Origin of the sequence: Methanolobus sp. (assembly GCF_016278365.1) — an archaeon.
In the GTDB taxonomy this organism is placed as follows: Archaea; Halobacteriota; Methanosarcinia; order Methanosarcinales; family Methanosarcinaceae; genus Methanolobus.
The window spans coordinates 30,385-45,724 of record NZ_JADQBZ010000006.1 but is presented as its reverse complement, the minus strand read 5'-3'; the positions used below and the strand labels follow the sequence as shown (position 1 = coordinate 45,724).

At 45.1% G+C, this 15,340-nt stretch carries 16 protein-coding genes; 7 read left to right on the top strand and 9 right to left on the bottom strand.

The annotated features are described in order from the left end of the window. Nucleotide 1: 1 nt before the first annotated feature. Complete coding sequence (locus tag QZZ22_RS06805; RefSeq protein WP_292463655.1) at nt 2-1,492, bottom strand: NAD(P)H-hydrate dehydratase; 1,491 nt, start codon at nt 1,490-1,492, stop codon at nt 2-4. A 104-nt stretch (nt 1,493-1,596) separates the two neighbouring features. On the opposite strand from QZZ22_RS06805, the gene QZZ22_RS06800 reads away from it, so the two are divergent. The 4 genes from QZZ22_RS06800 to QZZ22_RS06785 all read left to right on the top strand — a co-directional run bounded on the left by QZZ22_RS06800 (nt 1,597) and on the right by QZZ22_RS06785 (nt 6,412). Continuing rightward, on the top strand, nt 1,597-3,066 hold the full coding sequence (locus tag QZZ22_RS06800; RefSeq protein ID WP_292463797.1) for a DHH family phosphoesterase: 1,470 nt from the start codon (nt 1,597-1,599) through the stop codon (nt 3,064-3,066). Between the two features lie 846 nt (nt 3,067-3,912). Next, nucleotides 3,913-4,626, top strand: coding sequence for a YkgJ family cysteine cluster protein (locus tag QZZ22_RS06795; RefSeq protein WP_292463654.1), 714 nt, complete (start codon nt 3,913-3,915; stop codon nt 4,624-4,626). 53 nt (nt 4,627-4,679) lie between these two features. Continuing rightward, nucleotides 4,680-5,966 (top strand): 3-isopropylmalate dehydratase large subunit, encoded by a 1,287-nt coding sequence (locus tag QZZ22_RS06790; RefSeq protein ID WP_292463653.1) that lies wholly within the window; start codon nt 4,680-4,682, stop codon nt 5,964-5,966. A gap of 146 nt (nt 5,967-6,112) precedes the next feature. Beyond that, complete coding sequence (locus tag QZZ22_RS06785) at nt 6,113-6,412, top strand: phosphoribosyl-ATP diphosphatase (protein ID WP_292463652.1); 300 nt, start codon at nt 6,113-6,115, stop codon at nt 6,410-6,412. 27 nt (nt 6,413-6,439) lie between these two features. Here QZZ22_RS06785 and QZZ22_RS06780 read toward each other — a convergent pair whose 3' ends face one another. Then, nucleotides 6,440-7,315 carry a CBS domain-containing protein gene (locus QZZ22_RS06780; RefSeq protein WP_292463651.1) on the bottom strand — a complete coding sequence of 292 codons (876 nt, stop codon included), beginning with the start codon at nt 7,313-7,315 and terminating at the stop codon, nt 6,440-6,442. A gap of 152 nt (nt 7,316-7,467) precedes the next feature. Here QZZ22_RS06780 and QZZ22_RS06775 point away from each other — a divergent pair, with 152 nt between their 5' ends. Beyond that, nucleotides 7,468-8,472, top strand: coding sequence for an NOG1 family protein (locus QZZ22_RS06775; protein WP_292463650.1), 1,005 nt, complete (start codon nt 7,468-7,470; stop codon nt 8,470-8,472). 44 nt (nt 8,473-8,516) lie between these two features. On the opposite strand, the gene QZZ22_RS06770 is transcribed toward QZZ22_RS06775, so the two are convergent. The 6 genes from QZZ22_RS06770 to QZZ22_RS06745 form a co-directional block, all read right to left on the bottom strand. Further along, complete coding sequence (locus tag QZZ22_RS06770; protein ID WP_292463649.1) at nt 8,517-9,626, bottom strand: pyridoxal phosphate-dependent aminotransferase; 1,110 nt, start codon at nt 9,624-9,626, stop codon at nt 8,517-8,519. Nucleotides 9,627-9,635: 9 nt separating this feature from the next. Then, entirely contained in the window at nt 9,636-10,253 is a 618-nt protein-coding gene (gene hxlB, locus QZZ22_RS06765; RefSeq protein WP_292463647.1) for a 6-phospho-3-hexuloisomerase, read from the bottom strand. 23 nt (nt 10,254-10,276) lie between these two features. After that, nucleotides 10,277-10,789, bottom strand: a complete 513-nt coding sequence (locus QZZ22_RS06760; protein ID WP_292463646.1) for a hypothetical protein — start codon at nt 10,787-10,789, stop codon at nt 10,277-10,279. A 14-nt stretch (nt 10,790-10,803) separates the two neighbouring features. Then, a complete protein-coding gene (locus QZZ22_RS06755) occupies nt 10,804-11,166 on the bottom strand; it encodes a DUF2073 domain-containing protein (protein ID WP_292463796.1) in 363 nt (120 codons plus the stop codon). A gap of 5 nt (nt 11,167-11,171) precedes the next feature. Beyond that, nucleotides 11,172-11,807: an Era-like GTP-binding protein gene (locus QZZ22_RS06750; protein WP_292463645.1), complete on the bottom strand. Its 636-nt coding sequence runs from the start codon at nt 11,805-11,807 to the stop codon at nt 11,172-11,174. Nucleotides 11,808-11,927: 120 nt separating this feature from the next. Then, the gene (locus tag QZZ22_RS06745; RefSeq protein ID WP_292463795.1) at nt 11,928-12,926 is read right to left on the bottom strand and encodes a phosphate uptake regulator PhoU; all 999 of its coding nucleotides are present in this window, start codon (nt 12,924-12,926) and stop codon (nt 11,928-11,930) included. Nucleotides 12,927-13,040: 114 nt separating this feature from the next. Between QZZ22_RS06745 and QZZ22_RS06740 the strand changes: the two genes are divergently transcribed. Next, on the top strand, nt 13,041-13,526 hold the full coding sequence (locus QZZ22_RS06740; protein WP_292463644.1) for a hypothetical protein: 486 nt from the start codon (nt 13,041-13,043) through the stop codon (nt 13,524-13,526). A 41-nt stretch (nt 13,527-13,567) separates the two neighbouring features. On the opposite strand, the gene QZZ22_RS06735 is transcribed toward QZZ22_RS06740, so the two are convergent. Continuing rightward, a complete protein-coding gene (locus QZZ22_RS06735; protein ID WP_292463643.1) occupies nt 13,568-14,056 on the bottom strand; it encodes a hypothetical protein in 489 nt (162 codons plus the stop codon). 358 nt (nt 14,057-14,414) lie between these two features. Between QZZ22_RS06735 and QZZ22_RS06730 the strand changes: the two genes are divergently transcribed. Continuing rightward, nucleotides 14,415-15,338: a UbiA family prenyltransferase gene (locus QZZ22_RS06730; protein WP_292463641.1), complete on the top strand. Its 924-nt coding sequence runs from the start codon at nt 14,415-14,417 to the stop codon at nt 15,336-15,338. Nucleotides 15,339-15,340 lie beyond the last annotated feature (2 nt).

Genomic DNA, 15,340 nt, shown 5'->3' with positions numbered 1-15,340 from the left:
CCTACCACTCCTGTTTCATTATGTATGGGATTTTCCGGATAACATCACTCGCAAGCAAGCCATAACCATTCTCCTGAAAGGCGAGGTCCCCTGCGGCACCATTAACAAAGCAACCACAACATGCTGCATCAAACGCACTGTTAGTGGCAAATAGCGCTCCCACAATACCCGCAAGAACATCACCTGTACCTCCCACAGTCATACCTGCATTTCCAGTCCGGTTAAGTCTTGTTTCCCTCCCGTCGGATATCACATCGATATTTCCTTTCAGTACGGTCACAACCTGTCCCTCCTTCGAGAATGTGTGAACAAGGCTCTTTCTCTCTTCCGGGGAAACGGGAATTTCGCTTCCCGGTATGCTCCCCAGAAGGCGGGAGAATTCCCCGGCATGAGGCGTTACAATAAACTCTCCACTTCCCGCAACAGGCAGAGACAGATCATAAAGCGCATCGGCATCAATGACGGCTTTTTTGCACATGAACAGGATCTGTCTGATAGCCTCAAGGGTTGCTGCGCCTCTCCCAAGACCAGGGCCGATGACGACAACGTCACTTGAATCAATAAGAGGTTTCAACAGAGGTATATGATCAGGACATAACCGGTCACCTTGCATGCCTTTTATGATCAGGTCCGGGGAGTAGGCAGCCACTATATGTGAAATGCTCTCCGGCACTGCAACTGTGACAAGATCAGCACCTGCCCTTAGAGCTGCAAGTGATGCAAAAGCCGGTGCTCCGGAGTAAGGTCCGCCACCTATTACCAGTATGCTACCTGCATTACCCTTATGCGAGGAAGCGCTTCTCAATGCCAGACCTTTGAGGTCGCCAGGCCCCACGAATTCCTCGGCATCCCTGCAGACCCCTATCTTTACCACCCGAACCTCACCAGTCAAATCCTTTGAGTTAGGTAGGATAAGACCGGCCTTCATTTTGTGGAAGGTAATGGTCAGATCCGCCTTCACGCTTTTTTCAAATGAACCGGCGTCCGGATCAAAACCGGAAGGAGAATCTATAGAGATAACAAAAGCATCTGCCGCATTGATGAGATCTATTGCTGTAGACTCCGGTTCCCTTAACCGGCCTTTCATCCCTGACCCAAGCACACCGTCAACGATCATATCTGCTTCTTTCCAGTCCGGATAAGAGTGCAGGTCAGCAGAATCGCGTATTTCCCTGATATCATCGATGTCGCTGTATGTGAGCAGATCGAAGTTGGCTCGCGCTTCCATGGTCCTTATCTGTGATGCGCTTCCGAGCAGGAGTACTCGTACCCTAAATCCCGGAAGAAGAGAAAGGTGTCTGGCAGCCACAAAAGCATCGCCTCCGTTGTTACCCCTGCCTGCGATAAAGAGCACTGTTGCTGCCCCGGTCTGCGAACATATCTCCCGTGCAATACCCGCACCTGCATTCTCCATCAATTGCAGAGGGTTCATGCCCAGGTAAAAACAATTATTATCGATAGCCCGCATCCTTGAAGGTGTAATGACTTCCATGTTACCTATTTATCCTTTGTTTGCATTCTATTTAGCAGTTAATGTTTTCTTTTGGGAATTATTTTAATATACCTAACATCCCTATATGAAACGGAGGTATTCATATTAACGCCATTGCTAAGGAGAACACTGCAAGTGACAGGGTCAGGATAAAACCCACTTACCTAATACTTGGAAGCGGGAGTTTTGGCTTTGCATTGGCCAAAGAACTCAGGGAACTTGACAAAGACCTGATTATCGTAGACAAGGATGCGCAGAAAGTAGAGACCCTGCGTGATGAAGCCTATGAAGCCATTGTTGGCGACGTAGGTGACCCCGGACTTCTGGATCGGATCAATACAAAGAATCTTTCAGGCATACTCATCCTCAGTTCCGATACCTTGGCAAATAAAGCTGCTCTTGACAATGTCAGGAGGAAAGTATCAAGGGATGTATATTGTGTCGCAAGGGCTACCGATGTTATCAACATGCAGGAAATGGAAACAATGGGTGCCGACCTTGTTATCATGCCTCCGAGAATGGTTGCCAAATCCCTTTCAAGGTCTCTGGAGCGTGCCGAAGGGCTGCGGCGTGGCAATAAGATGGCACAGTGGTTTGAAAATATCCGGGGCAAAAAGATGGTTATTATGGTGCACAATAACCCGGACCCTGATGCCATTGCAAGTGCGCTTGCATTAAAGACGATTGCAAATTCCCACGACATAAGAGCAGATATTGTGTATCACGGAGAGATAGGACATCAGGAGAATAAGGCCTTTGTGAACCTTCTGGGCATTGATCTTTACAGGTACGAGGACGTTGAGATAGCAGCTTACGACAAGATTGCCATGGTGGACTGCTCAGGCCCGGGAGCCAACAATCCCCTGCCTACGAATACGCACATAGGTATCATCATAGACCATCATCCAATCACGGATTCCGAGATAGATGCCGAATTTATCGATATACGCCCGAATGTGGGTGCTTCCTCCACTATTGTGACAAAGTACCTGCAGGAACTTAATATCGATATTGATGGCAAGCTTGCGACCGCCCTTCTGTACGGGATCAGGACCGACACCTTGGACTTTAAGAGAAACACTGACTCAGCTGACCTTTCGGCTGCTTCATACCTTTATCCATTATCAGATCACGATATACTTGATCAGCTGGAGCGTCCTTCCATGTCCATCGAAACGTTGGACGTGCTGGGCGAAGCTATCAATAATCGTCAGGTGATAGGAAGTTACCTGCTTTCAAATGTTGGAAGTATACGCGACAGGGACACACTGCCCCAGGCTGCTGACTACCTGCTCAACCTGGAGGGCATCTCGACGACCGTTGTTTTCGGTGTGAGCGATGACAAGATATTCATCTCCGGCAGAAGCAATGATATCCGCATCAACCTGGGAGATGTCATGAAACGTGCCTTTGGCGAGGAGTCTGGCGGAGGACATGCCAACGCTGCAGCCGCAACTATAGAACTTGGAGTTTTCAGCGCAGCCAAAGACAGGCAGACCCTTCTGAGACTTGTGAATGAAGCAGTGGTCAAGCGCTTCCTTACAGCCGTTGGTGTGGAAGAAGACGACATATAATATCACACCTTCTTTTTCTTCCTATTCTTTTTTCCGGAGTGACGTAAAAGCAGCGACATCAGTAACTGCGCACCTGCTACATTACACGCCTGCGAATATAAGCAGATGTAGATAATATAATAAATATCAAGTGAAATACATAACAGATTGCATATATTCTGCAGCCAGGAGAGAAATCCAAACATCCCCAACCAGACTTAATATGCCAGAGGTTATCCGAATGTGAAAAATGCTAATCCGGCCGGATTGAGTGTATCAGGAGAATAACGATTGGAGTCAGAAACTGCCCAGATGCGTCCTGTGTATTACATATTCATACATTTCATATTCATACAGTTCATAATCATACAGTTCATACCCGAGCATAAAACTGCATACCAAACACACAATTTTATGAGTCCTTAATAAATCATACATCATCACATATTATCTCATACAGCAGTGCATACCCTTATAATACGCAGAGGTATGAAAAATACACCGGATTAAGGACCGAACCCATTATGACAAGTGAATTCACCGGCCAGTATGACAGGAATACACTCCAATGGAAGATATGATCAGGCAGGTTCTACAAGGATATTATGCGCAGGCGGTTTATCTGTAACTGCTTAAATGACGTGCCCTAAGTGAGAAGTATCTATTTAGGGTATCTGATAGATACAACATCCAATATAAAATCAAGTATATAAGATTAAATCACTTATCTATAGTAGATATTGAGAAATAGATATTTAAAAAAAGTCATGCTGAAGACACCCACATCACACAGATCTAACCGGCCGTGAACGACCATTCTGTAAAACCACGATAATTCCTTATACCAATCTTGTCAAGAACTAAAGGATGAATCACAGATTCAAAGAGTCCCTGATCAAAAGACTGACTACAGAGCTTGAGGATGCAAGGAAAATAAATGCAGAAGGAATTGCGGCAGAGATACGAAATATTGGTTTCTCCTGCCTCATGTGCGGCAGATGCTGCCGGAGAGAGCACGGAGATAACTCAGTTATAATCAGTCCTGCAGAGATACAGGATATATGTCTGCATACTGGCCTGGATCATGATTCGGTTGCGCAGCCCCCCCTGGAGAATTTCGAAGACCTGCCGGACAGGAAGAAGCTGGAAGATCTTTCAGAGCTGATAGACATTCAGGGCAATATCCATACTTTCGGCTGGGAGTTATCCCGCAATAAGAACGGGGACTGCAAGTTTATACAGGACATATCGACCGGGAACAAATGTGTCATATATGCCGCACGGCCTCTGCTTTGCAGCACTTACCCATTCCACATAGAAGAAGGAGAGCTGAAAGTATCGCAGTGCGAGGGACTAGGAAAGGAAATTGGGTCGGCTGAAAGCCTTGAGCTGGCCAGTGATCTCATTGAGAGATATTATGAGGAACTAAAGGAAACGATCCTGCTCTACGAGAACTACGAAAGTTTTAAAAGTGGACCTGAAAATATTAATAAGGCCATGGAGAATATACGGGAAGGTATTATAAACTACGTAGTACATGACAGCACAGGCAGTCACAGGACTACCCGCAATATAAGCTGATAATCATAATATTACAATACAACAGTACAGTATAAAATCACAGACTGATCAATATGTCCACCAATACTGACCAAGCAATGACGATCTCTGAGAAGATCTTTTCAAAGGCTTCCGGGAAAACGGTAAAAGCCGGCGAATTCGTAATGGCCAATATAGACATGGCAATGACCCATGATATCACGGGACCTCTTGCTGTGGAGGGTTTTTACGAGATAATGCGGGACAAAGAGCAGAAAAAGGTATGGGACCCGAGTAAAATTGTAATCCTTTTCGACCACCAGGTACCTGCTGACTCCCTGAATGCTGCTGCAAACCACATCATGCTCAGGAGATTTGCCAAAGAACAGGGAATAATCAATTATGATGTTTATGAGGGTGTTTGCCACCAGGTCATGCCCGAGAAAGGGCATGTAAGGCCCGGAGACCTTGTCGTGGGATCTGACTCACACACCTGCGCCTACGGAGCACTTGGTGCATTCTCAACGGGCATTGGCTCGACTGACATGGCTGCAGTCTTCGCATCCGGCAAGCTCTGGTTCAGGGTTCCTGAAACAGTCAGGTTCGAGGTCAATGGGAAACTGCCAAAGCACGTGTATTCCAAAGACGTTATACTCCACCTGATAGGCGATGTCGGTGCCGAAGGAGCAAGATATAAGGCTGCAGAGTATGCAGGCTCAACTGTCCAGGATATGCCTATGTCCGAGCGCATGACTGTGTCCAACATGGCCATTGAGATGGGCGGCAAGGCAGGCATCATCGAGGCGGACAAGGTAACAGAGAAGTACCTTCAGGAACGCATCCCTGATTTCAAGCTTGACCCTTACTGGAAGTCCGACAAGGATGCAGCCTCCTCCGAAATAAGGGAATATGATGTGAGCAAGCTCGAACCTCAGGTTGCCTGCCCCCACAATGTAGATAATGTCAAACCTGTATCAGAAGTGGAAGGCATAAAAGTTGACCAGGTGTTTGTAGGATCATGCACTAATGGTAGATTCGAGGATATCGAGATAGTGGCAAAGATGATGGGAGACGAGCCGGTGGCAAAGGGAGTGAGGCTTCTGATAATACCAGCTTCAAGGACCGAATATATGAAGGTCCTAAGGGCAGGCTACATAGAGCAGTTCATGGAAGCCGGCGCAATGGTAGAATCACCGTGCTGCGGACCATGCATGGGAGGCTCTTTCGGACTTCTGGGAGACGGAGAGGTAGGCCTTGCAACCTCCAACCGGAATTTCAGGGGAAGAGAAGGAAGTCCACAGTCCTTTGTGTACCTGAGCTCACCTGCAACAGCAGCGGCTTCCGCCCTCACGGGAGAGATAACTGATCCAAGAAAGATATGAGCCTCCTCCGGCTCTATCTCTTTGAGGGACCAAAAAAGATATATCAGAAAATTCCTATGATACTTTCAGACGTTGGGATACCAACACTCCCGTCATATTGTGATGGATTACACCAACGTCGCCATATTATTTTGATGTGACCTATCATGCCAGATACTGACCTTTCTATCCTTAATGAGATCTACGACGTAATACTTGAGCGCAAGAACACGCCATCTGAGAACTCCTATGTATCCTCCCTGCTGACCCACAGGAAAGGTATTGACAAAATACTGGAAAAAGTAGGCGAGGAAGCAGTCGAAACCATACTGGCAGTCAAGGGTGATAAGAAAGAAGAGATAATCTATGAGACGGCCGATCTGCTCTTCCATCTGCTGGTGATGCTTGCGGCAAAAGATATATCACTTGAAGAGATGGCAGAAGAGTTAAAAAAACGTCGGAAATAAAAAAGATACCATTAAGCTGGCATCTCATCAGTAAATTGTCAATTCATGGAATATATCCCTCTTTGAGAGTACTCCTTTGGGGACTCCTTCAAAAGACACAAGCAAGAAGCCTACATTACTTTTGTCAAATATCTTTACTGCGTCATACAAAGAGGTTTCCGAATCCACCGTAATCAGCTCCTTTGTCATGATATCCCGGACCCTTGCAGTCATCTTTCCGCTTGCCACAGCATCCCCGATATCGGTAAAAGTAACAATTCCGACTATTTTCCCATCATCTTTCACGGGTAAGCCATGTATGCCATTGTCAACAAGTTTTCTCGCAGTTTCCTGGATAGTTGCATTGATATCAATAGAAATTATGTTCATACGCGCATAGTTTTTCACAGGCTTTTTGGGAAGCGAGATCATTTCATTTATGCAAAAAACAAGAGTGTTCTGGGTATCATCACGTCCGACTATCTCACCGCTTATCACCAGTTTATTGACCGGGGTAGGACCTATCTGGACCTTATCTCCCTGCTCAAAGCCTTTGATACTGCCAAGTACCCTTATGTTTCCGTGACAGAGATCCGGGTGCCTGACTGTCGTGAAACTTATCTCAGCTACTGTTGCACCATCCACCAGCGTGTCGTTTCTGAAAAGCGGCACAACGGCTTCATGATCCATAGCTGTGATGCTGAGAGCCTCGTAAGCATCACCTGTAGCTTTGTAACCCCCTTTAGGGCCCGGAACACCTTCAACGAGCCCAAGCACCTTCAGGGATTGCATCTGATTTCTAACAGTACCTGGATTTCGATTTATAAGTTCAGCGATCTCCTCGCCTTTCACGGCACGATCTTTCTCTCTCTGAAGATTTATCAACGCTATTAAAATATCTTTTTGGATAGGAGCCAGCTCCATTAAATCACCGTTCCCTGAATAATAATAGATACTCAAAAGGGATATATATATTTGTAGTATATCAGATAGATATTATTGATGAATATATTTTCTCAGGGGAGGAACATCAATTTATACATACAGGTGATTACCCCCCAGCAGGTAAATAAACTATGATATTTGAAAAGATTCACACTGTCCCTACAGCCGATGAACTGGTGGACAAGGCATTCAGAAGGGCGACCCGTGCAATGTCCGGGAAGACCATTTCAGGGAGGGAGACAGCACTCAAGGCAAACGAGTCAATGACTTTGACCGCTGCCAACATACTTACAGACAATCTGTCAAACGCAGTGCGCCGTTTTCCAAGTTTTGATCATGTGCAGCCTTTTTATTACGAATTGGCCGACATACTTGTTGGTGTTGATGAACTTCGAAAGGCTCTGGGCAGAATAGATTGGGCAAGCAGCAAGATACATGAAGTGGCCAGGGAGCATGTCGGAAAGATGCGCCGCGCAAAAGATCCCATAATGATAAGGAAACAGGCTTTTGGCCGCATGGGATCGATAATGAAATCCATAGACAAGGAACTTCTCTTGTTGAATGAAGCACGTAACAAGCTGAGAAAATTGCCTGCGGTACATGATGAACCTACAATTGTCGTTGCAGGATATCCAAACATCGGCAAATCCAGTTTCGTGACAAAGGCTACCGGGGCAACTCCTGAAATAGCACCATATCCCTTCACAACAAAAGGTGTGTCCATCGGGCACTTCATGATAGAGAATGAAAGATACCAGGTAATGGACACTCCGGGACTGCTGGACAGGCCCATGTCAGAAAGGAACGCAATCGAGTTACAGGCGATATCTGCATTGAAGCACCTCAAGGCGGTTGTTCTTTTCATAATAGACCCGACCGAGACATGCGGATACGAGATAAAAGATCAGGAGAACATGCTAGAAGAAGTAAGGCAGCAGTTCCCACTTCCTTTGCTGGTGGTTTCCAATAAATCAGACCTTCCCCAGTTCAGGGATCTGGATTTTGTTGACATGAAGATGTCCACGATGACCGGGGAAGGGATTCAGCAGGTCATGGACAAGCTTGTGACAATGATAGAGGATAAGAAAATAGAAGACAGTAAAGCAGAAGAGAATATAATGGAAGAAGACCAGTAGAGATTAAAACAAATTAATCTCTTTTGCCTTTTCAAAGAACACGTTCAAAGAACATTTTCCATTATCTCAAGAGCTCTTTTTATGTCTGCCTGTGATGTGGCGTAGGATAAGCGTATATGACCTTCCCCGGCGCTCCCAAATGCAGTTCCCGGGACTACTACAACACCATTGGAAATAAGTTTCGTTACAGCTTCCAGGTAATTATCAACTTCAGGGAATGCGTAAAAAGCACCTTTTGGGAAATCGCATCTCATCCCAAGGGAATTCAGACCCCTGACAAGCAGATCCCTACGCTGCCTGAACTCATCACGCATCCGGATGACAGGCTCAATAGGACCGTTCAAAGCGGCAACAGCTGCCTTTTGGGCAATTGAGTTGGCACATGCCTGCACATACTGGTGTACTTTTATCATCTGTTCAGTATACTCTTGCTTTGCAGCAACATAGCCTAGCCTCCATCCGGTCATGGAGTAGGTCTTGGATGTCGCATTCACAGTGATGACATTATCAGAATACTGTGCAGGGCTGACATGCTCACCTTCATAGATGAAATGCTCGTACACCTCATCAGAAATAAGTGTGATAGCATGGTCATCAGCTATCTCCGCAAAGGCCTTCATGTCACTTCTGCTTTGCACGGCACCTGTAGGATTTGCCGGAGAGTTGACTATAAAAGCCTTTGTGCGAGGAGTTATCCTTTCCACTATATCCTCAGGCCTTAAAGAGAGATCATCGCCAAGCGGAACCGGAGCAACCTTGCCACCCATGATCTCCACAAGGGCATTGTAAGAAACAAATCCCGGGTTAGCAATGAGGACATCATCCCCGGGGTTCACCAGGGATGCGATTGCCAGTTCCAGTGCTTCCGATGCACCGGATGTCACAATGACCTCGTCCGGAGTGACACTGAAATTGTTTTCCCTTTTGAACTTGGAACTTAAGGCCTGCCTGAGATCAGGGATGCCTGATCCATAAGTATAACCAGTGAAACCTTCATTGATAGCATCTATGGCAGCCTGCCTTATATGGGAAGGCGTGTCAAAATCAGGCTGCCCGAGCCCAAGATTGATAGCATTGGACCCTGCAGCTTCGAACATTTTCCGGATACCGGAAATATCTATGTTCAGCACCCTTTGCGCAAATCTGGTGGTCATCGGATCCCCTTATTCAATGTTGGTGTGTCTTGATTTAAGATCAGCTTCGGATGCACCTGTTATAAAAATGAGCTCCGCAATGACCGCATCAAGAAAAACGCTGGCTGACGTTTCAAAGGAAGTACCCAGAGGTGTAAGGTAGGTGTATTCTCCACGCATGTGGCGTTCCAGGTAGCCACCTGCATCGTCCTTGGTCCTTCCCGGAAGCACTACTGCAACATCAGCAAGGTTGCCCAGTTTTGAATCCTTATTGGAGGTTATCGCTATAACGGTAGCACCTATATCCTTGGCAACTTTTCCAAGATCCGACACCGAGCGAGTCTGTCCTGAGCCCGAGATAGCAACTATAGCATCCTCGGTGCTGACAGCGGGAGTAGTTGTTTCACCCACCACATGAGAAGAAAGCCCAAGATGCATGAGCCTCATGGCAAAGGCTCTTCCGACCAGGCCGGACCTTCCCGCACCCAATACAAAGATACGTCTTGCCTTCAGAATTGCCGCAAGCATCTGCTTGATGGATTCATCATCGAGTTCTTCAGCAACTCTTTCAAGATGATGGGCCATAAGGAGTATAGAAGATTTAAGATGATAACATTCTGCACATTCGGTAATATTGTCTTCTGCCATAAAGAAACCTCACAACAATCTAATTAATAATCATAATGTTTGTCTTTTACATCTTCCTTATAGTTGATGTTTTTTATCTTCCAGCCTTCAATGCTGCTAAGTTCTTCGTACAGGCGCATGATATCAGAGTCATCGCCGGTCCAATAGCAGTCCACGACGATGTCTTCCTTCTTAAGTCCTCTGCTTATCGAGCTGGCAAGGGCGAACAAAGCCTTCTTACTGAAAAAAGGAATGTTGAATGTGGACCTGTACCCATTTTTTGACCTTGCATAGGAAACCAATACATATCCATTGCTTTCATAGTCCGTGATCTCATCGAAGTCACAGACCACTTCAAGCTCATGCACAGCTGACTGATCGATCCTGGCAATGCCAAGGAGCATCTGGCCGATCACTATGTCAGGCACCTGGCGCCCAAACCATATAGAGATTTTACCGTATGTACATACCACATTCACATCATCTCTTCCCATTTCAAAGGAAGACAGGGAGAGATGAGGAGATATCAGAGTTCCTTTGTCTTCTTTTATCCGCATTAATATTCACGCAATTATCTATGTGTCGAGATGAGAGCACTTATCATGTTGCGATCCTTCCTGAGAGTCTTTAGCTGATCAGCAGGCCCGATCACCGTCAATCGTGACTTGATGGTGTTCTTCTTTAAGAGCCTTCCGAAAATAGATGTGTCCACTTCGGCAGGATAACTTTCCATCTCTATCCCCGAGAAACCATCCGGCTCGATAAGTGTCATAGTCATCTCAATAAGGCTTGCTTCCTCCGTGGGGCTTAAACCCTTCTCAAGGACAAGGATCTTACCCTCCATCACCTCATCGATAATAAACCTGACCTTTTCGACGGGCGCCATTTCCGATAGCCTGTGCTCCGAAATAAGATCCATCTGAAAACCCTGCATCATGCTCACCCAAACCTCTTTGCGATCTCTTCATATAAAGTATCTATGTTCTTCCCTTCAAGGGCAGATATAGACACCATCGGATGCTGCGGGAACGCATCCCTGATAGTCGAAGCGGATGCATCGGGCAGGTCCACCTTATTAGCTGCTATAAGCAGAGGAAGACTACGGGCTTCCATGTTGCCTATAACTGTTACATTGACCTGCGTGAAAGGGTCTTCTGTTGCATCCATGACAAGGATGACCCCATCAAGGTTGTCGAGCCATTTGACAGCTTCTATGACACCTTCGGTTGCTTCTTTTGCGCGCCTCTTTGATTCATTCTCATCCATCCCCTGCTCCATGAACTCATGGAAGTCGATCTTGGTGGCGAGTCCGGGAGTATCTATGATGTCAAGGGTGATAGAACCGCCATTGGTTTTTATAGTCACACCCTCCCTGCGCCTTGCACGCCTTGTTTCATGGGCGACATGTGACACAGAGCCCATGGCATCTCCGGTCCAGTCCCTGAGAATCCGGTTCGCAAGAGTAGTTTTACCTGCGTTAGGAGGACCATAGATCCCAATACGCGCGTTCTGCTTTTTAAATACTTTTTTAAAGAGGTCTGCAAAGTTCCTTCGTATCTTTTTTATAACACCCATTCATTCCCTCCAGAGGTGGATGATTCGAATTTTTCGAATATTTTTCTACTATAAACAATCATTGGGATATAATTGTTATTATATGACTGTAGCAATAATAGTTATAAGAGTTGCTGGCAATCACTTTAGTCTTGCCATTGAAGAATTGATAGCAATTTCCGCCACATTTGCACCGTAATCGGCAGTCCTGTCAATACTGTCCACCACTATGCCCAGAGCAACTATAGTTTCATGTGACTCGATTTTAAGGCTTGCTTCATTGAGCCGGGTCAGCAGCGGTGCCATCTTTGCAACCCTTTCAATGACCTGGTTGGCGAGGTCTACATCGAAACCATATAATGAATCAATAGCATCTTCCACTATTTTTCGTGATAGGTCGCTCGTCTTTTCGATCATATCCATTATATCATCAGGTATAGGATGTTTTAAAGAAAATGTCACTCTGGCAATCTTGCGCGCATGGTCAGCGATGCGCTCTATAGGGCCTGCCGCCATCCTGAGATCGTGGTACTCGTCTATGGACGCTTCCGAAACATCCGGGAGCTTGGCCCCTCGTAGTACTGCACGGTATTGTTTTGCAGTCAGAAGGAACAGACGGTCTACATCATCATCCCTGTGATCAACATCTAGTGCAAGATCAGTATCAAGGGTTTTGATAGCCCTTATAGCATCCATGTGCATGGAATTCGATATAAGGAACATCCTTCGTACGCTTTTCTTAATGGATATCTCATCGGGATTGAGCAGATCCTGAATTACTACTTTCTTTGCTGTTTCCTCTATAATCTCCGGACCTATAAGCTTGTAGCACATCTCCCGGATAATGCTCTTCTGGTCCGAAAGGATGCGGTCAGCTTTAATCTCGATGATATCAGATCCAACAAGATAAGCAGCTATGATGTCCCGTTTGAGGATATCACCCATTCTTCCGGTAACATCTATCTGGCATTTTTTTACAGGAGGGGCATCATGGACCGGGTCGATCACCAGTTTCCCATCAGGTTGGGGATACAGACTAACCCTGCTACCCGTTTTGATTCCTACTTTATCTGCCCAGGGCTTTGGAAGGGAAATAATATATGTGGAACCACCCGTTTGCTGAACTTTTCTCGTTTCTATTATAATCCCTCATAATAACCTTGATTTTGACGAATATATAGAATATCTTGTACTATATATAGGTGCTCTTTTGATGGCGAGAACAATATATAATAAAAGCAATTATTATATTTCATGCCGCAGATAAAAATCAGCCCACACGAACTGCCGTTACTAAGAAAGTTATTGCCACTAATTTGCCTTGCAGTTCCATGGGAACTATATTTCTACACCAGCGCTTACTCAGCTGGATGGGGCATCAAGTTATCAGTCCTGTATGCCAATTTTGACAATCAATATGGTACTCTGTTCGTAGATGTGATCAGGCAGTTATCCATGCTCTCTTATGGAGGACTATTACCGTCTGTAAGGACCCTTGCATGGTTCCTGGCCTCCCTGTTCTGCATTATCCTTGTATGTTACGAGCTCAGCAGAGGTCAGCTGGAACTGGAGATCAGCACAAGAGCCACAGGAATAGTGCTTATTGGCTGCGGTTGCCTCACACTGGCAAGTTCGATGGCAGTGTGGAACGATTCTTTTAAAACCATTCCCTTGGCACCCTTTTTTTTTGGACTCTCCGGGTACATCAGCCTACGTGCGGAAGAATGGAGCAAAAGATAGTTCTACAGCAATGGATAACATAAAAAGCCATAATTGAAGCATCAGCAGAGGATCCTGTAATCAGAAGTTCCTATCGTAACCTCAATTTCACCCATTTCCGAGTTCCTTCCAGCAGCGAGGATTATAAGAGCAACTGATTTCCAGCCGAGGAAAATAGTTATACCCCCACTGCAATCATTTTCAATCTCTAAAACTTCCCTGAGCCTGGACAGAAGTTTTTCTGAGAACCAAGAGGTATTGACTTTTTCATTGAAATAGATCGATTCAAATATAAGATCCATCATTTCGATAAAGTCTGAAGAGAGGGTACCAAGCATATCATTTTTCCCGGAAAGATACAAATTCAGTCCTTTGGAATTAAACCAGTAACATGAATCGCTAGCTTCATTAAAATAAGTTGGATTGCGGTCCAGGTTCAGGAAAGTATCAAGCAAAGGTGAGGCATGCTCCGTTTCTTCCTCACAAGGATATTCCCCGGACGATATACGACCAGAGTCGTTTTTAATATAATTCTTAACCATGACAATCATGTTTTACGTGTTCATAAACTAAGAGGGGCATGATAACATTATGCCATTCGATATTTGTTTTTCGAAGTATATATATTAGCCTTGAACTAAAATTAGTACAATGATATAATATAGACTCAGGGTATAACACAGCATACATGTAAAAAAACATGATTTTTACAGAGACTTTATATATAACAATTAATATTTATTATTCTGTGAAGGCCAATCATTTTTTAATAGAAGATAAACCACCCTCCTGTCTTGTAAATTGAAGACTGTTGGGTATTCAAAGTTTTAAAGGCAAGCAAACTTTAGTTTTGTGATATAAGCTTATAGTGGGAAAATAATATTGAGCACTTTTTGAAAATGTAGTGCTATGAGTTCAAATAGCACATTAGAACTACCAGTTTTCACAATAAGGAATTATGAACAAAACACTGACCTGCTAGGTACAGATTTAATAGCAACTTTCAACCTGTTAAAGAGCTCGATACTTGTTTCAATATCAGGTGCGCTGCGGATATATATTGCCTTCCTCTTAATACAGGCACAATATATTGTTTTACACTGTATTGCAGGAGGATTGATAATATATTCTGTTTACACCCTGGATCGGGCAATGGACTCCGAAGAAGATGCAGTTAACAGAGCTGAATTAAGAGGAGCCTCTAAAAAATTCACGCTTTTTATTTGTCTGCTATGCTTTGTTATCGGTGCATCCATCCTTGCGACTGGTGGCTTACTGTCGATTGCATTCCTTCCTCTTGTGACCGGCTACCTGTATACAAAAGGCCTTAATATTGGCAGCTTAAAAATCAAGCTCAAAGGCGGCATGGGAATAAAGAACACGGTAGTAGGACTTACCTGGGGAGCCTTCATTGCAGGGATTGCAGGCCATAGCGCACAAAGCTCCATAGCAACTCTTATAGTATTTCTTTTCTTTGGGATGAAACTCTTTGTCAATTCTACGATCTATGACTTCAAAGACATAAAAGGAGATTCTCTGGCAGGCATCAAAACACTCCCTGTAAGCCTTGGTGAAAACAAGGCCAAAGCACTTATTTTCTGTATACACACTGCATCGCATCTGATGTTGCTGTTCTTTCTGCTTAAGGGAACAATAGGCTTTGAACCTGTCATCCTGACCTACAGCTTGTTTGCAGGCATAGTGAGCATCCTAAACTTCGCTAACCCGGTGGATATAGAGACCAGTAAAAGGAGAGCAAAGCGCCTCTTTGTAGTGGACGGGGAGTCAGGTTCGATAGTGGGAATCAGAACGATTGGCAACCTGATTATGTGAAA